Here is a 22,691-nt window from a genome sequence, read left to right on the forward strand (position 1 = left end):
CGTTACGGAGCTTAAATTATGCAGCTGGATAGACAGAAACTTTTTTTCTATCTTTATCTTTTCTTTCGAATTTCACAAAACCATCAACCAAAGCAAATATAGTATGATCTTTTCCCATACCTACATTGTTGCCTGGGTGAGTTGCTGTTCCTCTTTGGCGGATTATGATATTTCCGGCTCTTACGAACTCGCCACCGAATTTTTTAACACCTAAGCGGCGACCTATACTATCACGGTTATTTTGGGTTGAACCCTGACCTTTCTTGTGTGCCATACCTTACTCTCCTTAGGCTTTTATACTTGTAACTTTTACACGAGTGTATTCTCTTCTAAAACCGCGTTTTAATTTTGAATCTTTTCTTCTGCGTTTTTTGTAGATAACAACTTTTTTGTCTTTACCTTCTCGTATAACTTCTAAAACAACTTTTGCACCACTTACAAACGGCGCACCTACCTTTAAACTGCCATCATTAACTGCTAAAACCTCAGTGATTTCAACAATTGATTTTGCTTCGGCTTCAAAATGATCTAAATTTAGGAAGTCGCCTTCGCTAACTTTATACTGTTTTGAGCCATGTTTGATAATCGCATACATCAAACTATCCTTTAAAATTTGGTAAGACCAAAAAGCACTCTTAAATAAAAATTTATCAAAGAGATTTATGGAGCTATTTTGGATATTAGGGCATGATTATACTAAATTTATTATAAATTTTGACTAAATTTGGGGTGAAATTTGAATTTAGCCTACCGAGTTGGTAGGCTTTGAGATTATAGCTCTGGTTTTGGAGTAGCTTCTGTGCTTGCTGGGAATTGTGGATATACAACTTTTGGTTTTTCGCCTGTTAGAGCATTTAAGAAGCTAATAATGCTTTTTGCTTCAGCGTCGCTGATTTCGATACCTAATTGGATACTTCCCATCTCTTTTACAGCTTCATCAAGTTTCCATATAGCACCATTGTGGAAGTATGGAGCAGTCTCTGCTACATTTCTTAGAGTTGGAGTTTTGACCATGCCATTTGCATCACCTTTAAAGTCGCCAATATTAGCAAATTTATATTTACCTGCTACTTCGAATGCTTGCATAGATCCACCTAGATTTACACCTGTGTGGCAAGTAACACAACCTTTGTCAATGAAAGTTTGTAGGCCTTGTTTTTCAGCTTTGTTTAGAGCTTTTAAGTCGCCATTCATAAATTTATCAAATTTAGATGGAGTAAGAAGTGTTCTTTCGAAACTTGCGATCGCATCGGCGATATTGTCAAATGTAATACCATCTTTATATATTTTTTTAAATTCAGCCTGATACTCTGGAAGTGAGCTTATTCTTTCTACAGCTAATTTAGCTGGAGTTGCCATTTCTGGTTCAGCTTCGATTGGGCCTTTGGCTTGATCTACTAAAGTCATAGCACGACCATCCCAAAATTGTGTTGTGTTTAGCACTGAGTTATAGACTGTTGGGCTATTTAGATGATGCGGATTTACCGTCCATTTATGACCTACAGCAGCAGCGATACCATCAGTTCCACCTAGACCTAGATTGTGGCATGTATTACAGCTGATTATACCGCTTTTTGATAATCTTGGCTCAAAATATAGTTTTTTACCAAGTTCGGCTTTTGCTTTTGTAAATTTATTTGGTTTTACGCCTATCTCGTTTAGCAACTCATCTACTTGAGCTTGTGTAGTTGGAAGTGCTTTTAAACCAGCATCTTTAGCAGCTTTTAAAAGATCAGCATCACTAGCAGCAAATAAAGATGTAGCAACTAATACAGAACTTAAAAGTAATCTACTTTTCACAATGAAACTCCTTACAAAATTTGGTTTGCGATTAGAAATATAATAATTGAAAGTAAATAAAAAATAGCGAATTTAAGCTAAAAATACTCTTTAAGTATTAATTATTTGTATTAAATATAAATTTTACTTATTTTAGTTAAGATAAATTTAATCTTTTTATATTGGTAAAATAGTGCTTAAAAGGTAGTGTTGGCTCAACCGTTTAAATATCTTTAACTAAATTTATAATAAAAATTTATAATAAAAAAATTAAATAAAATTGTAAAAATGTTACCATTGGTAAATTTTATCCTACTAAAATACCAAAATTTAGTATAAATTCTTAAAATCTTCCTTAAAATTGTTGATTTTTATTTAAAATTTAACCATATAATTTAGCTTAGCCATTTTAAACAAGGATACATTATAATGAAAAAAATTTTTATAAGCTCTTTGCTTAGTTCAAGCCTACTTTTTGGCGCACTTAGCGATGCTGAGATTTTACAAGTTTTTGAAGGTGGCGATGAAGAGCTAAAATACACAATCGACTCACGCAAAAATCTACCAAATACAAATTTTGAAGAGATCAAAATCAAAATGAGTGATGGTGAAAATAGCGCTTACATTGCACTTTATAGTGATGGGGCTTATATATTTCCTGATGTGATTGATATTAAAAATAAAATCAGCTATCTAGCAAATTTTGAAAACGCTCAAGCCAAAATCGCCATAGAAAAAGCAACCAAAAAACTAGGCGAACTTATCAAATCAATACCAAAAGATAATATAATCTCAATTGGCAATGATAAAAACAAAGAGACAAAATATCTATTTACAGATCCAGATTGCCCATATTGTCGCCAGGATTTAGAGCTAATTGAAGCTAAACTAAAAAGCGCAAATTTAAAAATAATCCTAGCACCAGTCTCAAACCACGGTATTCCTGCAATTAAAAAATCTATTGCGATACTAAACGAAGCAAAAAGTGCTAAAAATGATACCGCTAAAATAAAAATCCTAAGAAAATATTTTGCTCCAAATGCCAAAGAGCCTAAAATGATTAGCCAAGAAGAGATTGATAAGTTTAAAGCTCAAGTTGATAAAATCTTTACCACCGGTGCTGTACGTGGTGTGCCTATGCTAATTGATGCTAAAACACTAGGATTATAATGAACGCTTTAGCTATTATTACTGCTCGTGGTGGTTCAAAACGAATTCCACGCAAAAATATTAAAGAATTTATGGGAAAGCCTATGATCGCATATGCTATTGATGCGTGCAAAGATTCAGGGATTTTCGATGAGATTATGGTCTCAACTGATGATGATGAAATCGCAACTGTAGCAAGAGAGTTTGGTGCAAATGTACCATTTATGAGATCTTCTAAAAACTCAGATGATTATGCGACTACAAATGATGTATTAACTGAAGTTTTAGAGCAGTATCAAAAGCGTGGAATTAAACCTTCTGTGGTCTGTTGTGTTTATCCGTGCGTGCCATTTTTAGATGGGGGGATTTTACGCTTGGCTTATGATAAATTTAAATCAAGTGGCGCTGATGGACTTACTCCTGTTGTTAAATTTAGTTTTCCGATTCAAAGATCCTTTAGGATTAAAGATGGTTTTTTAGAGTATAGAGAGCCGCAAAATGCATCTAAAAGAAGTCAAGATTTAGAGCCTATGTATCATGATGTAGGAATGTTTTACTTTTACAAAGGCACAAAGCTAAATGGTAAAAATATAATTCCATATATAATAGATGAATCTGTAGCGCAAGATATCGATACAATGGAGGATTGGAAGATGGCAGAGATTAAATTTAAGGTAAAAAATGAGCTATAAAATTGGACTAAAGCTTTGGAGTTTAAATAAGAATTACATAGCACCAGCCAAAGAGCTTTATGAGCGTGGCAAGTATGATTATATCGAACTTTATGCCGTGCCTAATAGCTTGCAAATGCTACCTTTGTGGAAAAATTTAGCTAAAGATTGCGGTGTTAAATTTGCCATTCATGCGCCACATTTTAGCAGTGGGTTAGATTTTTCAAATCCTAATAAACAGCGTTATAATCTAGAATTATGCGAACAAGTAAAACGCTATAGCGGCGAGCTAGAAGCCGTTTATACCGTATTTCATCCTGGAATTGGTGGAAGCATTGATGAGAGCGTGCGACAGATGAAAATGGTAAAAAATCTCAAATTTGCTATCGAAAATAAACCATATATCGTACCAATGGACAATGGAACCGCATTTTGCGTAGGGGCAGATTTTTTGAGTATTAAGAGAATTTTAGACGAAGTAGGATGTGAGTTTTGCCTTGATGCTGGACATGCGCTTTGTAGTGCAAACTATCAAGGATTAAATCCTTATGAGTATATTGCTAAATTAAACGAGCTAAATCCTAGAATTTATCATCTAAGCGATAACGATGAGAACGCAAAACTTGATGCACATATGCATTTTGGTGATGGGAACATTGATTTAGCAAGGGTATTAAAGCTTTTGTGCGGCGGAGAATTTTTAGCAATTGAAACAATCAAAGATAGCAAAGATAATTTAGATGATTTTGCTAAGGATTGCTCAATTTTAAAATTGCTAATTAAAAATACTAAGTAATTTTAGAGTATTTTTAATAAATTTATTTTATTGCTAAATTTGGGATTAAAATTTCAATCTCAAATTTAACTCTAAATATAAATTTATCACTTAAATTAATAATATATCAAATTATTTAAATATTGTAAATTTAAAAACATAAAAATAATTATAATAAATTATTTAGCTATTAATGCCGTACTAATTTTCCAAAATCACATCTCAACTATGATAATAATTCTTAAGATTATGAAATCAAAAAGATATTTAATAATTTATATCAAATTTATTTCCTAATTTATGCTATTTTTATAATCTTAATTTAAAGTTAAATTGAGTATAATTATCAAAAAGATTTGGAGAATTATATGGAATTTTTAAAAGAATATATAGATTATATTATATTTGCTACCTTAGGAATTATGGCGTTTATAGCCTGCTGGTGCGTGATAGAAAGAGTGTTGTTCTTACGCAAAGTAGATATAAACAGCTACACTAGCCAAACCAAGCTTGATAATGCTCTAAGCTATAATCTTACAACACTATATATAATCTACTCAAACGCTCCATATGTAGGGCTTTTAGGAACTGTTATTGGTATTATGATTAGCTTTTATGATATGAGTATTTCAGCCGCTATTGATGTCAAAAGTGTAGTTTTAGGCCTCTCGCTTGCGCTTAAGGCCACAGCCCTTGGCCTATTAGTTGCTATACCAAGTCTAATAGCTTATAATTATCTATTACGATGGGTAAATCTCATCTCTAGTCAATACACAAATAAGGCACAAAATTGATAAATTTACCTAAAAACGAAGGGCTAAATATAATCCCATTTATAGATATTATGCTTGTTGTTTTAGCTATGGTGCTTAGCATTTCTACATTTATTGCTAGTGGACAAATCAAAGTAGATCTTCCAAATGCTAGCTCAGCTCAACCGCTAGAATCCAAAGAAAAGCTAACCATCATAATCGACCAAAATGATAACTTTTATCTCAACGATACTATCATAGATATTAACGACCTTGAGGTTAAAATTGCTGCTACGCCAAAACAAACAGTAGTTGAATTAAAAAGCGACAAAGGTGCTAAATTTGATAGCTTTGTCAAAATTATTGATATTTTAAAGGTCAATAATCACCAAAATTTCTCAATCATTACGGAGAAAACACGATGATACGAGCAATTTACTCAAGCAAAACCCAATCATTTTGCTTAACTAGTATGCTATTTATTCCATTTATTTGGTTTGGTCTAAATGCATTAAAACCAATCGTTCCAGCTATCACTACACAAAGCATTAGCCTAAATCAGATAGTCCAAATTCCAAAACCAGCTCCAGTGCAAACACATAAATTTGAGACACCAAAACAAGTTCAAAAAATCGAACCAATCAAAACCACAAAACCAACTCCAGTCAAACCAAAGCCAACTCCAACTCCAAAACCAATGCCTATAGAATCTAAACCGGCTAAAAAAATAGAACAAACTACACAAGCAGCACAAACCACTCCAGCAGCACAAGCCCAACCAGTAGAACAAATACAAACATATAATATAACTAGCGCTACACTAGATCCATTTTTAGCAGCGATAAAATCAGCTATAAATGATAATCACATATACCCACGCACCGCTAAAAGACTAAGACAACAAGGCAATGTATTAGTTGAGTTTATATGGACAAAAGATATGGAGTTAAAATCTCTTAAAATACTAAAAGCTTCCAAACATAAAGCTTTAAATGATGCTGCTATAGCTACAATAACAGCAGCCGCTAAAAATTTTCCAAAACACGATAAAACCGTTCAAATTCAAATCCCGCTAGTTTATAAAATAAACTAAAAACTACTAAATTTGCTCATCTTGTCTTTGGGCGATTTGGATTTGGATTAAAAATTTAGATTAAATTTCTACATTTGTAGCTATATTTTGACCTTTTTTAGATACAATCTATAAAATCAAATTTGGAGTTATCATGAATCCATTTGTTATAGCTGAGATGTCGGCTAATCACTGCGGAGATAAAGATTTAGCATTTAAAATTATCAAAGCTGCCAAAGAGTGCGGTGCTGATGCTATTAAAGTTCAAACATATACAGCAGATACTATTACGATTGATTGCCGTGATGAGATATTTATGACTAGAGATGATGGACTTTGGGCCGGACAAAGCCTTTATGAATTATACCAAAAGGCCTACACGCCGTGGCAATGGCAGGCTGATTTAAAAGCTTATGCTGATGAGATTGGGATTGAGTTTTTTAGCACACCGTTTGATTTTAGCGCAGTTGATTTTTTAGAAAGCATCAATGTCAGTCGCTATAAAATAGCCTCTTTTGAAGCGATGGATTATCCACTTATTCGATATGCTGCAAAGCATAAAAAGCCAATGATAATATCTACTGGAGTTAGCACAATTGATGAAATTTACGAGGCAATTGACGCATGCAAAAGTGTTGGTAATCACGATATTACAATCCTAAAATGTACCTCTAACTACCCAGCTCAAATAGAAGATATGAATATTGCAACTATCTCTGATATGATGGCTAGATTTGCTCCACTTGGTGTAAAGGTTGGGCTAAGCGATCACTCAATGAGCTTAGAAGTACCAATCACTGCTGTAGCTCTTGGAGCTAGTGTGATTGAAAAGCACTTTACTCTTGATAGAGCCTTAGGTGGAGAAGATAGCGGATTTTCGCTAAACAAAGATGAATTTAGCGCAATGGCTCAAGCGGTTAAAAATGCATATAAAGCCCTTGGTAAGGTTGATTATAGCTTTAGCGAGCAAAATCGTAAATATGCTAGATCGCTTTTTGTAACAAAAGATATTAAAAAAGGAGAAATTTTAACCCCTGAAAATATCCGCTCTATTCGCCCAGCTCAAGGTCTTCACCCACGATATTATGAACAAGCCATTGGCAAAAAAGCTACAAAAGATCTTAAATTTGCTAAGCCTTTAGAACTTAGCGACTTTGAGTAAGCTATGCAAAAAGTCTATATAATAGCAGAAGCTGGAGTAAATCACAATGGAGATTTAAACACAGCTAAAAAATTAATAGATGAAGCTAAAAAGGCCGGTGCTGATGCTGTTAAATTTCAAACCTTTAAAGCTGAAAATTTAGCTAGTAAAACTGCTTTAAAGGCAGCCTATCAAAAACAAACTACAGATTCTAAACAAAGCCAATATGAGATGCTAAAGGCCCTTGAGCTAAGTATTAAATCCCATACTAAACTAATAGAGCATACCAAAAATATTGGAATTGAGTTTTTATCTACTCCATTTGATATTGATTCAGCAAATTTACTTTTTGAGCTTGGTCTGAGCAAATTTAAAATCCCAAGTGGCGAACTAACAAATCTACCGCTACTTCGTACTATTGCTAAATTTAAAAAACCAATAATTTTATCAACTGGGATGGCTACAATGGCTGAGATTTGGGATGCTTTTAATATTCTTACTACCAATGTAGCACTAGAAGATATCACGATTTTGCATGCAAATACTGAATATCCTACACCTTTTTGCGATGTTAATTTAAAAGCAATGGTTAGTATTGGGGCTGAATTTGGAGTTAAATTTGGCTATAGTGATCACACATTAGGAATTGCTGTGCCAATTGCAGCGGTTGCGCTTGGGGCAAGTGTGATTGAAAAGCACTTTACCCTAGATAAGACTCAGCCAGGCCCAGATCACAAGGCTAGTTTAGAACCAAACGAATTAGCTCAAATGGTAGCTGGAATTCGAGCAATTGAGCTAGCCCTAGGCGATGGAATCAAAAGCCCAAGCCCAAGCGAGATAAAAAATATAAACATTGCTAGAAAGTCTATTGTAGCTAAATTTGATATTAAAAAAGGTGAAATTTTTACCGATGATAATATCACTACAAAACGTACCACGCCAGCAGGAATTAGCCCAATGAAATGGGATGAAATAATAGGAACTCCAGCACAAAAAAATTATAAAAAAGATGAGATAATATGAGAAAAATATGCGTAATAACTGGATCAAGAGCTGAATATGGTCTACTTTATTGGCTGATTAAAGAGCTTAGCATCAGCAAAAGTCTGCAACTTCAATTAATTGTAACAGGTAGTCATTTGCGAAGCGATTTTGGCAATACATATTTACAAATTCAAGATGAGTTTAATATCAATAAAAAGGTTGATATTTTAAATTTTGCCAATGATGCTCTTGGTGTATGCAAATCTATGGGAGTAGCTACTAGCGAGATTGGCAAAGCCTTAAGCGAACTAGATCCTGATATTGTTGTGGTTTTAGGCGATAGATATGAGATATTTTGCGCAGCATCTGCGGCCCTAGTATTAGGTATTCCAATAGCTCACATTCACGGTGGGGAACTCAGCGCTGGAGCTATTGATGAGTCATTTAGGCATAGCATTACAAAGATGTCGCATATCCATTTTACTGCAAATAAAGAGTATGCTAAAAGAGTAGCTCAATTAGGCGAAGATCCTAAATTTATCTTTAATGTTGGCGGTATGGGAATTGAAAATATAAAAAGGCTAAAGCTATTAAATAAAGCCAAATTTCAAGACTCAATTAAATTTAATCTAAATAAAAAAAATATCCTAGTAACCTACCATCCACTTACTACTCAAACAGATAATAAAAAAGATTTTAAAGAGATTTTAAAAGCACTAAATGAATTAAAAGATACAAATATAATTTTTACAAAAGCTAATAGTGATGCTGGCGGAATAGCTATAAATAAAATGATAGATGAATATGTCAAATCTCGCCCTAATTGTATCGCCTTTGCCTCCCTTGGAAGCCTAAGATACCTAAGCGCACTTAAGCATGTAGATATAATTTTAGGTAATAGCTCTAGCGGATTACTAGAAGCCCCTAGTATGGGAGTCGCAACCATAAATATAGGCCCAAGACAAGATGGCAGACTAAAAGCACCAAGCATCATAGATATCAAGCCTATAAAGGCGCAAATTTTAAAAGCAATAAAACTTGCCTATAGTCCAAAATTTCAAAAAATAGTCCAGAAAAAACAAAATCCATATGGCAACTCAAAGCCTAGTAAAACCATAATCAAAGTTCTAAAAAATATAAATTTAAAAGATATCACAGTCAAAAGATTTAAGGATTTGGTATGACTTTAAATTGGGGGGGGGTCTACCCCAAAAAGGCCATAATATGAATATAAACTCTCTAAAGCTAAGCCCAACTAGCAGTATAAAAGAGGCTCTTAAAATAATAGATAGTGGCTCACTCCAAATGGCGCTAGTTGTAAATAGCGATGGCAAACTTTTAGGTACAATTAGTGATGGTGATATTAGGCGAGGATTATTAAGCTCAATGGAGCTAACTCAAAGTATTGAATCCCTATACTATCGCACGCCTATAGTTTCGCACTCGTTGCATGTCTCTCCAGATATCATTGCTAAAGCCAAAGCTAAAAATATACGCTACATTCCAATTATCGATGAAAATGATATCGCAACTGCTATTGTTAATATTTATGAACCAAACTTTAAAAAACCAAACCAGGTTATATTAATGGCTGGCGGATTAGGCACAAGGCTTCGCCCGCTAACTAATCAAATTCCAAAGCCAATGCTTCATGTAGGTCCAAAACCAATTCTACAAACAATCATAGAAAGCTTTCTTGCAAATGGGTATAGCGATTTTACTATTTGTGTCAATTACAAGGCTGAGATTATTACAAACTACTTTGGCGATGGAAAAAAATTTGGTGTAAACATAAACTATGTTTTTGAAGATAAACGCCTTGGTACAGCTGGGGCGCTAAGCTTGATAAATCCACCAAAAGATGATTTTTTTGTAATGAATGGCGACCTGCTAACAAATACTGATTTTACTAAACTTCACGACTATCATACAGCTCACAAATCTGTTGCTACAATGTGTGTGCGAGAATATGAGATGCAAGTGCCATATGGGGTGGTAAATTTAGATGATAATACTATCAAATCTATCACTGAAAAGCCACGCCAAAAATTCCATGTAAGTGCTGGAATCTATATGTTAAACCCACAAATCCTAAATTTTATTCCAAAAAATGAGTATCTAGATATGCCAGATCTTTTTAACTCTTTAGCTACTAAAAATCAAAATCCAAAAGCTTATCTAATTAATGAAGAGTGGCTAGATATAGGCAGAATCGAAGAGTACAACCTGGCAAATGAGCTTTATAGTGAGATTTTCTCATGAGAGCGCTTATACTTTCTATGGGGTCAATTGGTCGCCGCCACGCTGATGTTTTGCGCTCATTAGGATTTGATATTAGCGCCATTTCATCACAAAAAATTATTGATATAAAATGTTATAAAGAGCTTGAAACAGTAGATATAAATCAGTTTGATTACTTTATCATTGCCTCGCCTACATATTTGCATTTTAAACATTTAAGCTATATTGATTTAAATGTCTGTAATAAAATAATACTTTGCGAAAAGCCATTATTTGATAAATTTAGAGATTTTAATCCAAACAATAAGATTTTTATTGGGTATAATCTGCGTTTTCATCCACTAATTTTAGAGCTAAAATATATGCTAAATCCAAGCGATATTTTAACTATTGAAGCTCGCTGTGGTCAATATTTGCCATCATGGCGAAAACGAAAATATACTAGCTCATATAGCGCTAAAAAGGAGCTTGGCGGAGGCGTTTTGTTAGATCTTAGTCATGAGATTGATTATCTTAGCTTTTTATGCGATTCTAAATTAGAATTGATTAAATCTTATCAAGCCAAAGTATCAAATTTAAATATCACTAGCGATGATATTTGTATGATTTTAGCTAAATGCAATAAGACTTTAATAAATATCAGCCTAAATTATCTAAGCAAAACACCATATCGTCAAATTTTAATTGAGACAAATAATAATACCTATCATCTTGACCTCATCGCAAATATACTTAAAATAGTAGATCAAGATGGAAAAATCACTCAAATACAAAAACCAAATTTACAAAGAAACGATACTTTCAAAGCGATGCATATAGATGCTTTAAATATGCAAAATCATATATGTACATTTTCTCAAGCTATGGATACAATGCAACTAATAGATCAAATTCAAAAGGAAAATATATGAGCAATATACTATGTACCATTTGCGCTAGAGGCGGTAGCAAAGGTGTAAAAAATAAAAATATCCGCCCAATTGCCGGTCTTCCGCTCATTGCTCACACTATAAATCAAGCCAAAGAGTGCGGTTTATTTAAACATATTGTAATTAGTACTGATAGCGATGAGATAGCCTCTACAGCACAAAAATATGGAGCGGAGGTCTTTTTTAAACGAGATAGCGCTTTAGCTAGTGATACTGCTGGCAAACTAGCTGTAATCCGTGATGCCTTACTAAAAAGTCAAGAGTATTATAAACATAAATTTGATTATATTATAGACCTTGATGCTACATCTCCTTTGCGTCTATCTAGCGATATTAATATGGCTTTTGAGCAGTTTATACAAGATGATAATGATATTCTTATTACTGCTACGCCAAGTCGTAGAAGTCCATACTTTAATCTAATAGAAAAAATAGATGGCAAGATAAATCTTAGCAAAACTCTACCAAATCAAATTTTACGCCGTCAAGATGCTCCGGCTACATATGATATGAATGCTTCAATTTATATATGGAAATCTTTAGTTTTATTAAATAACGATACCTTGTTTTTACCTAAAACTGGACTATATGTAATGCCTGCAAATCGCAGCATTGATATAGATGATGAGCTTGATTTTATGATAGTAGAGCATATTTTAAGGAGTAAAAATGCTTAAAGATAAAGTAGTTATAATAATTGGCGGTTCAGGATTAATCGGCAAAGCCTTTGTAAAATCAGCTATACAAAATCACGCTACTGTAATAAACGCAGATATAAATCAGCCAAACACAAAACTAGATTGTGAGTTTATCCATACTGATATAACTAATAAAAGCTCACTTGATAATCTAATAGAATTAACGAGTAAAAAATATGGCAAAATAGACGCTGTAGTAAATTCTGCCTATCCAAGAACAAAAAGCTTTTCTAACCACTTTTTTGATGTAGAGTATGAGGATTTTTGCACTAATACCAATCTTCAACTTGGTGGAGCGTTTTTGGTTATGCAAAGATTTGCTAAATTTTTTAAATCACAAGGATATGGCAATATAATCACACTCTCATCTATTCAAGGCGTAGTAGCACCTAAATTTCAAACCTATAAAAATACACAGATGAGTTCTCCAGTAGCCTATAGCGCTATTAAATCTGGAGTTATTCATCTAAGTCGCTACCTAGCTAAATATCTAAAAGGGAATAATATTAGAGTCAATTGCATAAGTCCAGGTGGAATACTAGATAACCAAAATGAGATATTTCTAAGTCAATACAAAGATGTCTGTCTAAATAAAGGTATGTTAGACCCAGATGATATCTGTGGGGCTTTAATATTTTTACTTAGTGATTATAGCCAGTTTATTAATGGACAAAATATAATCGTAGATGATGGATTTTGCTTATAATCTTAGTAGAGTAAAAATTTTGGCGTAGTAATCTATGCCAAAATCTAAGCAGTATCAAAGCCAAGTGATACTAACTATCAATGATAATTATATAATAATACTATCAAACTCCAAATTCTCTCATAAAAATAAATTTTTTAATCTCAAATCCAAACTTTTAATCTAAAAATAATTTATTAATAGTAAAATATCAGACGAATTAATTCATATTTTGAAAGGATAAAATATGTCGATATTTGACAATTTCAAGATTAAGAATAAGATGCTTATTCTCATCGTCATTCCGCTCATCGTCGCTATGATCATAGCTGGCAATCTCATCAATAAAGAGTATGATACCTATAAACGCACTCAATTACTCGAAGATGGAATCTTGCTCTCATCTCAAATTTCACTTGTAATACATGAACTACAAAAAGAAAGAGGTTCATCATCAGGATATCTAGGTAGTAAAAGTGAGGATTTTAAAAAAATTCTACTAAATCAACGCCAACTAAGCGATAAAGAGATAAATAAGCTTAATGAAAATCTATCTAAATTTGAAATAGATGCATATCCAGTTGAGCTTAGGGACTCTATAAAAGATACAATAAATGCACTAAATAATATCCAATCTATAAGAAGAGGTGTAGATAATTTTAGCGTTAAAGTAGGAGATGTTTTAGGATACTATACAAATACTATCTCAAAACTAATCAATAATATAGTAGTAATCTCTAATATCTCAAACAACTACAAAATAATCCGCTCTTTAACTGCATTTGTGAGCTTTATAAATGCTAAAGAAAATGCCGGTCAAGAAAGAGCAGTCTTATCAAATACATTCTCAGCTGATAAATTCGGCGATGGAATTTATAACAAATTTATCGCATTAGTTGTAGCTCAAAATCTATATACAGAAGAGTTTAAAAAATATGTAGACCCTGAGGAGCTAATCAATTATAACAATATAACTAGTGGAAACAAAGATTTTCAAGAAGTTGAGCGTATGAGAGCTGTGGCGATGAAAAATGCATTTACTGGCGGATTTGAGACTAGTGGTACATACTGGTTTGCTACTATTACCAAAAAGATTGATATCTTAAAACAGATAGAAGATAGACTAGCAGCTAGATTGATTCAAGACATAGACCAGATAAGACAAAGCAATATTAATGTGCTTGTTTTCTCAATTGGAATTTTAGCCTTTGCGTTTATTGCTACATTTGGATTTAGCTACATTATAATCCATAATATTAATAGTAGAATTGCTAAAATCCTAAACTATCTAGTATATGTCCAAAAAACAAAAGATATTAGACCAAACAATGTTCTAAACAAAGGCAAAGATGAGATTGGGCTAATCTATGAACAAATAGAAGGATTTTTAAAAGTTATTAGACAGCTATTTGGTCAGCTTGATGGACAAATTCAGCAAAATCTACAAATTGCAAATGACTTACTAAGCGAGTCAAAAGTAATTCAAAATGATACTCAAGAGGGCTTTAAACTATCAAAAGATTCACAAATAATCGGTCATAGCGTAGAAGATAGCCTAAGCGATAATGCTTTAAAAAGCAATGATACAATGAACAATATCATCACAGCTAAAAATGAACTAAGCTCAACCTCTAGCGTTATATCTGAATTCTCTGAGCTAGTAACGCTTGATGCAAGTCGCCAACAAGAGCTATTAACTAATATCTCAATGCTAAATAATGATGCTCAAAATGTTAAGAATATTCTAACAACTATATCAGATATTGCTGATCAAACCAACCTTCTTGCACTTAATGCCGCCATCGAAGCAGCAAGAGCAGGCGAACATGGTAGAGGATTTGCAGTTGTTGCTGATGAGGTTAGACAGCTAGCTGAAAGAACTGGCAAATCTTTAGATGAGATTGATATAACTATCAATGCTATTACTAAGTCAATTGATGATGTAAGCTCAAAAATCACACAAACCTCAAGAGATTTTACGACATTTGTCGATGAAGCGCAAAATATTCAAAATACAATCCAAACAGCAAATGATAACATTGATCATGTCATCGCCCTAGCTACCCAAGCAATGGCTAGTTCAAAAGAGTTAAATGATAAAACCAATAACCTACTAAGTAATAATAAAACATTAAATGATAGGCTACAAAATATCTCAAATTCAATGGATAAAATTAGCTCAGTTTCTGATACACTAGAGCATAAAGCTGAGAATTTAAGGGATAAAATTAGCGAATTTAAGTTTTAATAGCTTGGTTAATAGTATTTGCTGCAATGGCTAAGCTTTTAGTCATTGCAAGAATAAGCATAAATAAGGTGATTTAATAAATAGATATTTTTATTAAATCACCTTATTCTCATAGTTGCAATATATTACTCTTAGATTCCATTATTGCCTTATATGCTTCATATAATATTTTTGAGCATCTATAGCTACGATCATAGCCCACCAAATGGTACTAGATTAAAGTTATTTGAGCGCTTGAGTATCTCTATTTACTACGGTGATTAGGAAGCAAAGCGTTGTGATAGTTGATTATAGTGTTATTTTCTACTCATCTAGGCTTAAATATATAGGTATTATTTGTGCTAATTATTAGATGGCCTTTTAAGGAATTAAAATACTCATCTAAATTTGAAATTTCATTAATATCTAAAAGCTTAACATTATCAAATTTATCTCTAGCAATTCTAGCGCAATCTTTAGCTACCTTTCCTTGAGCAATTACTTCTCAAAGCTTATCATCAAGCGCCTTTCTATCGATTTTGCCATTAGCATTTAGAGCAAATTTATCCAATCTTATAAATATTTTTGGGATCATATACTCTTGAATTTTTTTACTTAAAAACTCTCTAATCTTATCTATATCTCTACTAGCTTCATAAAACGCTACAATTTTCTCACCAGTAAATTTACATGCTGAACGCTTGATTTGCGGATGTGAATTTAATGCCGCTTCTATCTCACCTAGCTCGATCCTGTGGCCATTTAGCTTGATTTGAGAATCTAGCCTGCCATAACAGATTAACTCATTATACTCATTATAAGCTGCAATATCGCCAGTTTTATAAATTGGGTCGTAGAAGTTATTATGAAGTGGATTTTGGATAAATACCTGCGCACTCTTAGTCCTATCGCCATAATAACCAAGACTAAGACTACTACCACGCACGCATAATTCACCTTTGATAAATGGCTGAGTAATAAGGTTATTATCTTCATCAAAAAGTAAAATTTGTGTATTTTTACATGCTTTGCCAATTGGTAGTAGCTCATCATCACCAAATTCTCTATCACACACATAGTAGCAGCATACATCGGTTATCTCAGTTGGCCCATATAAATTAGCATAAAGTGCATTTGGCAAGGCTTTTCTCCAGATATTTAACTGACGATTTGGCATTATCTCACCACAAAATAACACCTTTTTAAGTGTTTTTAGCTCTTGATGTTCTAACGCTCTTGTATTAGCAAAGTATATTAACACGCTAGGAACCCAAAATATCATCGTAACACCGTGAGTTTTTAAATACTCCACTACCTTAGCTGGAAAGGCAAATTCAAAAGTAGATAAAAGATGTAAAGTCGCTCCGCATCTAACTGTAGTAAAGATATCTAAAATTGAGTTATCAAAATAAAATGGTGCTTGATTTACCAATATTTCATCACTTCCAACATCAAATGTTTTACTAACCCAAAATGTATAATCAATCACACTTTTATGGCTGATACTCACACCTTTTGGCTCACCTGTGCTTCCGCTAGTAAATAGCACATAAAGCAAGTCAGTATCAATAATCTCAACTCTACTAAGCAGTGATAAATTTAACTCAAAGCTATAAAATTCATCGCTATAAATTACATCAGCACCATATTCATTAACACTACTGTCTAAATCCCTTGCTGTAATAATAAGTGCAGGTTTTAAAATATTTATAATTTTTTGCACTCGCTCAAATGGCATTTTCTCATCTATAATACTATAAAAATTTCCACTTCTAGCCACGCCAAACATCGCTATAAGTGCTTCGATGGATTTTGGCAAAATTATTAAAACTGGCTTTTTATTTAACCCAAATTCTAAAATCTTGCTAGCCAAAGCGCTACTTTTATGGCTAAATTCAAGATAATTAATACAATTCTTACCGCTTACAAATAGTGTTTTATTTGGATATTTTGCTACACTTTTATCTAGAAATTCATAAATATTGCTAATCATCACGCTACCTTAAATATCTTATTTTTCACTAACAAATACCCCTTTATTCCAATCAAGTTCATAATCAATAAATGTATAAAGATTTTTACCGCCATTATTTAATAAATCATTATCTGTAATTCTAAAAGTATCACAAGAACCAAGCAGCTTGATATAATAACTATCAAATTTAACTTCCTTTAAAATACTTTCATAAAAACTATTTGGCATATTTTTTTACCCCAGCAGCACGAACATACATTACATAAGTTCTCTTAGTCTCTACGCCATTAGCATCAATATATCCAGCCGTAAAAGGCTTAAAATAGCGATATGGCACTTGCAAAGCCTTCTACATAGTGTGTAAATGTAATTCCCATATTGATTGCTACATTAAAAAAGACCATTTTCGCATCAAATTTATACATATAACCAAATAGCGAGTAACTCTCAAAGGCATCGATATTATTAAGATTAGCAAGCATTTTAGCATCCTTGCCCCAAACCATTAATGAATAAATCGGGTGAGCTGTACGGCCAAATTCAAGGCGGTTTTTTAATATCCAGTTAACTAACGCTCCAGTCGATCCAGATAATAAGCAAATTTACCTTTTAATAGTAAAAATTAATTAAATATTCCGCTACTGCTTAGGGTGATATCATTATCTATCCACTCTTTAACAGCTGGGATTTTAACTAAAGTTTTGCATAATGGCTCGCTTGAATTACTAGCATCATCAACACTAATAGTATCGCTTGTAAGCGTGATATTTAGGCAACTTGTCCAAGCTTCGTTTTTATCTAGTGATTTTTTATATGTTGGAGCGAGATTTTCTAGATTGCTTTGAGATTTTAATTCACCAGCTGGTAGTTTGCCATTTATAGTATAATATGCAGTAAGCTGGACGATGGTATCTTTTAGTAAAGTAGCTGATGTTACAGCACTTGCATCGTCCTTAGTAGCAACTAGCCTAGGTACTGCGATACTAGCTAAAATGCCAAGCACCACAATGACAAAGACTAGCTCAATCATTGTAAATGCGCTTCTCATCACGCCACCACATTTGGAAAATCATATACTAATCTTCCAGATTTTATAGTTTTGATTGCAGCACCTTTTAGTTTTTTACCTAGAAGTGGTGAGTTTTGTGATTTAGATTTGTTTAGCTTCTCATCGTAGAGATATTCAAAATCAGGATCGACAATTGTAATATCAGCCAAATAACCCTCAGCAATAACTCCTCTATCGTTTAGTTTTAGTAGTTTGGCTGGATTTAGACTAGTTAGCTCTACCATCTTATTTAAGCTTATCACCCCATCACGAACTAAATTTAAAGTAAGTGGAATGAGTGTTTGAAGGCCTAAAATTCCAAATGGAGCCTTATCAAATTCTCTTTGTTTTTCATCATTATGATGCGGAGCATGATCAGTACAGATGATATCTATAATTCCATTTTTTAATCCATCTCTCATAGCCTCTACATCAGCTTTGGTGCGAAGTGGTGGAGACATTTTGTAATTTGTATCATAGTTTTCAAGATAGCTATCATCGAAGGTGAAGTGGTGCGGACAGACTTCACAAGTGATATTTATTCCCTCTTTTTTAGCTGTTTCTATTAGTTTTAAACTCCATGCACTACTAACATGAGCTATATGGATATGGCCGCCTGTGAGTTTAGCTAAGAGCATATCACGACTTATCATTATCTCTTCTTGCTCTCTTGGCATACCTTTGATACCTAGCTTCATAGACATTAGACCTTCATTCATGTGGCCATTTCTACATAGTGAGCAGTCTTGAGAGTGATTTATGATAAATGAGCCGTGAAACGCTGAATACTCAAGCGCAGCTCTCATAACATCGCTAGAGCTAACAGGCAATCCATCATCGCTAAATGCCACGCATCCAGCCTCACTCATCTCTCCCATCTCAGTAATTCCACCGCCTTTCATACCTTTTGTTATAGCTCCAATTGGCATTAAATCTATTAGGCCTCGTTTTTTAGCCTTTTCTATCATATCTCTAGTTATTGTAGCATTATCATTAACAGGATTTGTATTTGCCATTGGACAACAAGCAGTTACTCCACCAGCTACTGCAGTTTGCGATCCAGTAATAATATCATCTTTATACTCAAACCCTGGATCTCTAAAATGCACATGGATATCAATTAATCCTGGCATAACTAGTTTGCCATTAGCATCTATTACTATATCAGCAGATGGCTCATCTGTGGTAATAGAGATAATTTTATCATCTTGTATTAATATATTTGCTTTTTTGCTCTCGTTGGCATTGATTATTGTTCCATTTTTTATTAAAGTTTTCATTATAGCCCTTTTAGATTTTTATAAACTATATCTAATATAGCCATACGCACAGCTACGCCATTTTCTACTTGTGATAAGATTGTAGATATGCGTGGGTCATCAGCTACATCGCTATTTAACTCTACTCCACGATTGATTGGTCCTGGATGGAGAATTATTACATTTTCTTTTGCTTTTTGCATTCTAGTTTTGCTTAGTCCAAAATATCTGCAATACTCTCTAATGCTTGGAAATGGAGTCTCATCATCGCTTCTTTCTAGCTGAATTCTAAGCATGATAATAGCATCGCTTCCACTTACTGCCTCATCCATATCTTTGCAAATTTCACAACCAAAAACCTTAGCATATTGCATCATTTGGGGTGGGCCAAATAGTTTAACTTTTATACCTAATGTTTGCATAGCATAGATATTTGATCTAGCTACCCTAGAGTGAGCTATATCACCAATGATTGAAACTGTAAGATTATTAAATGAGCCAAATTTTTCATATATTGTAAAGAGATCTAATAACGCTTGAGTAGGATGCTCATTGCAACCATCTCCTGCATTTATCACACAGCTAGGAGTGCGAGAAGCGACAAATTGTGCTGCACCTGAACTACTATGACGCATTATAAAGATATCTGTTTGCATAGATTCTATATTTTTGATTGTATCTATTAGGGTTTCGCCTTTATTGGTGCTTGAGTTACTAGCAGTGAAATTTATAGCATCGCTAGATAGCCTTTTGGCCGCAATTTCAAAGCTTGTGCGAGTTCTAGTGGAGTTTTCGAAAAATGAATTTACAACCGTTACGCCTTTTAAAAGTGGAGACTTTTTCTCATTTTGTAAATTTAAATTTTTGTAATCTTTAGCTAGGTTTAAAATTTGATATATATTCTCGGTGGTAAGATCTTTTGTAGAGATGAGATCCTTTTTGGAGTATGCCATTTTTGCCCCTTTTTTTAATACGATATTTTATCTAGATTTGGCTTAATGGTAGATTTAATTTTGAAATTTGAGATATTTATTTAAATTTAAATTTCTTTTTATAGTATTTACTTCAATATAAGTATATTTTGATATTATAGTGAAATTTAAATAATTTTTTAGGTGAAAATATGGCTATTTGGGAGAGCAAGGATATTGTTTTAGATAGTGGCGAAACTGTAAAGGCGCAAGCTCCTGTGATTATCTCTGCTAGTAGGGCGACTGATATACCAGCGTTCTTTGCTGATTGGTTTAGAAATAGATTTGAAATAGGCTATATAAAGTGGATTAATCCTTTTAATGGTAAGCCTTTGTATGTGAATTTTAATAATACTAGGCTTATAGTTTTTTGGAGCAAAAATCCTGAACCAATGATAAGACATTTAGATTATTTTGATAGCATTGGAGTCAATTATTATTTTCAATATAGCTTAAATGATTATGAGATTGAGGGGCTAGAGGCTGGTGTGCCAAGCAAAAAAAAACGTATTGAAACTTTTAAAAGATTATCTGATAGATTAGGAAAATCTAGAGTTATATGGAGATACGACCCACTTTTAATAACTAAAAATTTACCTATGGACGCTTTATTAGAAAGAGTAGAAAAAATTGGTGATGAGCTTTATAAATATACTAATAAGCTTGTATTTAGTTTTGCTGATATATCGTCCTATAAAAAGGTTCAAAATAATTTAAAAAATGTCCCTTATATTGAGTTTGATTCCCAAAAAATGGAATATATGGCAAAACATATATCGCAGATGGCTAGGCGTTGGGGGATTAAAGTAGCGACTTGTAGCGAAAAGATTGATTTGGATAAATTTAATATAAAGCATAATAAATGCGTAGATGATGATTTAATGATAGAACAGTTTTATAATGATCAAAAACTAATGAAATTTCTAGGGGTAGAAGTAAACCGGGGGCTTTTTGGTATAGAGATTAAAAAAACTAAGGAAAATAAGGATAAAGGACAAAGGGAAGATTGCGGCTGTATAGTTGCTAAGGATATCGGTCAGTATAATACATGCGTTCATCAATGTATATATTGTTATGCTAATACTTCAGCCAAAACAGCGATAAGTAACTATAAAAAATATCTTATAAATCCAAATTCAGAAAGCATTATAGGGGTGTAAAATGGCGATATCTAATTCCAATAAAGTCAGCGAAGAACCAGCAAGAGAATATGCAGTATCATTTCCACTAATAACAGATTTATCAGCAAATCAGCAAATGGTTTTAAATTCAAAAGATCCATTTTGGGTTACTGGGCCAGCAGGATGTGGCAAAAGCATAGTATCTCTATGGAGATATATAAATGATGCTAAAGATAATAATATTATAATGATAGCTTATACAAAAAGTTTGCGAAAATATTTAAATTGTTGCATAGAACAAAGTGGCAATAACATTAATGAAGTTAAATCATTATATGAAACTTTTAAATATAATAATAGCTGGATAATAGAACCTGATATAAAATATGATGTGGTTATAATAGATGAAGCCCAAGATATAGAGATAGAGGCATTTAAGGCAATTGCATCTGCTACTAAGAGGATTTGCATTAATGCAGATATGAATCAACAACTATATAGCAACCAAAATAGACCAGATACAGAAGAGAGATTGGAAAATATACTAAAAGATTGCGAATTTGAACCATTAAAAAAATACTCTTTGAATCGAATATATCGCTATGATCAAGGGATATATGAGTTTGTAACAGCCTTTATAGGCTTGGGGCAGAGCGTAGAAGCATTAGATAATTTTTCAAATGATAGATATACTTTACCAGTAGTTTATGAAAATATCCCAAATGATGAAGAGATATCTTTTATTGTTGAGCTTATAAAATCATATTCTGATACAAATATCGCTATATTGTTGCCATTTGCTCAAGAGGATGGTTGTAATAAATTCAATAATAAGCATATTAAAGAGTGTTCTGTAGAGTATTATTATGATGAGTTAAAAAGTCGTGTCGATTGCACTTATTATGTTAGCAATGAAAATGAGGTTAAAATAGGAAGAGTTCATATATGCACTTTTAAATCCGCTAAGGGTTTAGAATTTGATACTGTTATTATACCAAAATTACATCTTATAAGACTTATTACGGAAAATAAGACAATAAATCAAAATATAATAACTAAGAAAGATTATTATGTAGGATTAACAAGAGCTAAAACTAATTTAATTTTATTAAATAATGTTTCGTTAAATAAAATACAGTATTTTAATGATATGGGTAAAACTGATTGTTATATAAAAAAAGATTATAATGAAATGAAAAATTAAGAAAGAATAA

25 protein-coding genes and 1 pseudogene are annotated in these 22,691 nt (G+C 32.9%); 17 read left to right on the top strand and 9 right to left on the bottom strand.

What is annotated here, in order from left to right:
- Window positions 1–16 precede the first annotated feature (16 nt).
- From rpmA to CIGNP103_RS05020, 3 genes are all read right to left on the bottom strand, one after another.
- Window positions 17–274, bottom strand: coding sequence for a 50S ribosomal protein L27 (gene rpmA, locus CIGNP103_RS05010; protein ID WP_038455086.1), 258 nt, complete (start codon window positions 272–274; stop codon window positions 17–19).
- Window positions 275–286: 12 nt separating this feature from the next.
- Entirely contained in the window at window positions 287–595 is a 309-nt protein-coding gene (rplU, locus tag CIGNP103_RS05015) for a 50S ribosomal protein L21 (RefSeq protein WP_086225044.1), read from the bottom strand.
- Between the two features lie 176 nt (window positions 596–771).
- Window positions 772–1,839: a cytochrome-c peroxidase gene (locus tag CIGNP103_RS05020; RefSeq protein ID WP_442861922.1), complete on the bottom strand. Its 1,068-nt coding sequence runs from the start codon at window positions 1,837–1,839 to the stop codon at window positions 772–774.
- A 369-nt stretch (window positions 1,840–2,208) separates the two neighbouring features.
- On the opposite strand from CIGNP103_RS05020, the gene CIGNP103_RS05025 reads away from it, so the two are divergent.
- The 15 genes and pseudogenes from CIGNP103_RS05025 (at window position 2,209) to CIGNP103_RS08480 (ending at window position 15,124) form a co-directional block, all read left to right on the top strand.
- Window positions 2,209–2,949: a thioredoxin domain-containing protein gene (locus CIGNP103_RS05025; protein WP_086268685.1), complete on the top strand. Its 741-nt coding sequence runs from the start codon at window positions 2,209–2,211 to the stop codon at window positions 2,947–2,949.
- Window positions 2,949–3,620 (top strand): pseudaminic acid cytidylyltransferase, encoded by a 672-nt coding sequence (pseF, locus tag CIGNP103_RS05030; RefSeq protein ID WP_179187345.1) that lies wholly within the window; start codon window positions 2,949–2,951, stop codon window positions 3,618–3,620. Before CIGNP103_RS05025 ends, pseF begins: the two co-directional genes overlap by 1 nt.
- Window positions 3,610–4,395: a sugar phosphate isomerase/epimerase family protein gene (locus tag CIGNP103_RS05035; protein WP_086268686.1), complete on the top strand. Its 786-nt coding sequence runs from the start codon at window positions 3,610–3,612 to the stop codon at window positions 4,393–4,395. Before pseF ends, CIGNP103_RS05035 begins: the two co-directional genes overlap by 11 nt.
- Before the next feature lie 347 nt (window positions 4,396–4,742).
- Window positions 4,743–5,168, top strand: a complete 426-nt coding sequence (gene exbB / locus CIGNP103_RS05040; RefSeq protein ID WP_086244850.1) for a TonB-system energizer ExbB — start codon at window positions 4,743–4,745, stop codon at window positions 5,166–5,168.
- Window positions 5,165–5,551: a TonB system transport protein ExbD gene (gene exbD, locus CIGNP103_RS05045; RefSeq protein ID WP_086225038.1), complete on the top strand. Its 387-nt coding sequence runs from the start codon at window positions 5,165–5,167 to the stop codon at window positions 5,549–5,551. Before exbB ends, exbD begins: the two co-directional genes overlap by 4 nt.
- Window positions 5,548–6,219: an energy transducer TonB family protein gene (locus CIGNP103_RS05050; protein WP_086268687.1), complete on the top strand. Its 672-nt coding sequence runs from the start codon at window positions 5,548–5,550 to the stop codon at window positions 6,217–6,219. Before exbD ends, CIGNP103_RS05050 begins: the two co-directional genes overlap by 4 nt.
- A 133-nt stretch (window positions 6,220–6,352) precedes the next feature.
- Entirely contained in the window at window positions 6,353–7,360 is a 1,008-nt protein-coding gene (pseI, locus tag CIGNP103_RS05055) for a pseudaminic acid synthase (RefSeq protein WP_086225036.1), read from the top strand.
- 3 nt (window positions 7,361–7,363) lie between these two features.
- Complete coding sequence (gene neuB, locus CIGNP103_RS05060) at window positions 7,364–8,362, top strand: N-acetylneuraminate synthase (protein WP_086226806.1); 999 nt, start codon at window positions 7,364–7,366, stop codon at window positions 8,360–8,362.
- Window positions 8,359–9,507: a UDP-N-acetylglucosamine 2-epimerase gene (gene neuC, locus CIGNP103_RS05065; RefSeq protein WP_086252653.1), complete on the top strand. Its 1,149-nt coding sequence runs from the start codon at window positions 8,359–8,361 to the stop codon at window positions 9,505–9,507. Before neuB ends, neuC begins: the two co-directional genes overlap by 4 nt.
- A 40-nt stretch (window positions 9,508–9,547) precedes the next feature.
- A complete protein-coding gene (locus CIGNP103_RS05070; protein WP_086229696.1) occupies window positions 9,548–10,585 on the top strand; it encodes a nucleotidyltransferase family protein in 1,038 nt (345 codons plus the stop codon).
- Window positions 10,582–11,475 (top strand): Gfo/Idh/MocA family protein, encoded by an 894-nt coding sequence (locus CIGNP103_RS05075; protein WP_086268688.1) that lies wholly within the window; start codon window positions 10,582–10,584, stop codon window positions 11,473–11,475. Before CIGNP103_RS05070 ends, CIGNP103_RS05075 begins: the two co-directional genes overlap by 4 nt.
- Window positions 11,472–12,170, top strand: coding sequence for an acylneuraminate cytidylyltransferase family protein (locus CIGNP103_RS05080; protein ID WP_086225031.1), 699 nt, complete (start codon window positions 11,472–11,474; stop codon window positions 12,168–12,170). The genes CIGNP103_RS05075 and CIGNP103_RS05080 overlap by 4 nt, the downstream gene beginning before the upstream one ends.
- Window positions 12,163–12,897, top strand: a complete 735-nt coding sequence (locus tag CIGNP103_RS05085) for an oxidoreductase (RefSeq protein ID WP_086251556.1) — start codon at window positions 12,163–12,165, stop codon at window positions 12,895–12,897. Before CIGNP103_RS05080 ends, CIGNP103_RS05085 begins: the two co-directional genes overlap by 8 nt.
- Before the next feature lie 298 nt (window positions 12,898–13,195).
- Window positions 13,196–14,002, top strand: a pseudogene (locus tag CIGNP103_RS08475) (nitrate- and nitrite sensing domain-containing protein); the annotation flags it as partial.
- A 462-nt stretch (window positions 14,003–14,464) separates the two neighbouring features.
- Window positions 14,465–15,124 (top strand): methyl-accepting chemotaxis protein, encoded by a 660-nt coding sequence (locus tag CIGNP103_RS08480; protein WP_236845064.1) that lies wholly within the window; start codon window positions 14,465–14,467, stop codon window positions 15,122–15,124.
- Window positions 15,125–15,608: 484 nt separating this feature from the next.
- Here the strand turns inward: CIGNP103_RS08480 and CIGNP103_RS05095 are convergent, their stop codons facing one another.
- The 6 genes from CIGNP103_RS05095 to CIGNP103_RS05120 all read right to left on the bottom strand — a co-directional run bounded on the left by CIGNP103_RS05095 (window position 15,609) and on the right by CIGNP103_RS05120 (window position 20,338).
- Window positions 15,609–17,096 (bottom strand): amino acid adenylation domain-containing protein, encoded by a 1,488-nt coding sequence (locus tag CIGNP103_RS05095; RefSeq protein ID WP_086268690.1) that lies wholly within the window; start codon window positions 17,094–17,096, stop codon window positions 15,609–15,611.
- 18 nt (window positions 17,097–17,114) lie between these two features.
- Complete coding sequence (locus CIGNP103_RS05100; RefSeq protein WP_086268691.1) at window positions 17,115–17,306, bottom strand: hypothetical protein; 192 nt, start codon at window positions 17,304–17,306, stop codon at window positions 17,115–17,117.
- 89 nt (window positions 17,307–17,395) lie between these two features.
- Window positions 17,396–17,680 (bottom strand): AAC(3) family N-acetyltransferase, encoded by a 285-nt coding sequence (locus CIGNP103_RS08315; RefSeq protein ID WP_086268692.1) that lies wholly within the window; start codon window positions 17,678–17,680, stop codon window positions 17,396–17,398.
- Between the two features lie 20 nt (window positions 17,681–17,700).
- Window positions 17,701–18,126 carry a type II secretion system protein gene (locus tag CIGNP103_RS08405; protein ID WP_086225025.1) on the bottom strand — a complete coding sequence of 142 codons (426 nt, stop codon included), beginning with the start codon at window positions 18,124–18,126 and terminating at the stop codon, window positions 17,701–17,703.
- Window positions 18,126–19,406, bottom strand: a complete 1,281-nt coding sequence (locus CIGNP103_RS05115; RefSeq protein ID WP_086268693.1) for a dihydroorotase — start codon at window positions 19,404–19,406, stop codon at window positions 18,126–18,128. The genes CIGNP103_RS08405 and CIGNP103_RS05115 overlap by 1 nt, the downstream gene beginning before the upstream one ends.
- Window positions 19,406–20,338, bottom strand: coding sequence for an aspartate carbamoyltransferase catalytic subunit (locus CIGNP103_RS05120; protein WP_086236046.1), 933 nt, complete (start codon window positions 20,336–20,338; stop codon window positions 19,406–19,408). Before CIGNP103_RS05120 ends, CIGNP103_RS05115 begins: the two co-directional genes overlap by 1 nt.
- Window positions 20,339–20,508: 170 nt before the next feature.
- On the opposite strand from CIGNP103_RS05120, the gene CIGNP103_RS05125 reads away from it, so the two are divergent.
- Together CIGNP103_RS05125 and CIGNP103_RS05130 are read left to right on the top strand one after the other, a co-directional pair.
- A complete protein-coding gene (locus CIGNP103_RS05125; RefSeq protein ID WP_086268694.1) occupies window positions 20,509–21,516 on the top strand; it encodes a DUF1848 domain-containing protein in 1,008 nt (335 codons plus the stop codon).
- Window position 21,517: 1 nt separating this feature from the next.
- Window positions 21,518–22,681 carry a 3'-5' exonuclease gene (locus tag CIGNP103_RS05130; RefSeq protein ID WP_086241699.1) on the top strand — a complete coding sequence of 388 codons (1,164 nt, stop codon included), beginning with the start codon at window positions 21,518–21,520 and terminating at the stop codon, window positions 22,679–22,681.
- Window positions 22,682–22,691 lie beyond the last annotated feature (10 nt).

The sequence above is a fragment of the Campylobacter sp. P0103 genome, assembly GCF_002139545.1.
Lineage (GTDB): Bacteria > Campylobacterota > Campylobacteria > Campylobacterales > Campylobacteraceae > Campylobacter > Campylobacter devanensis.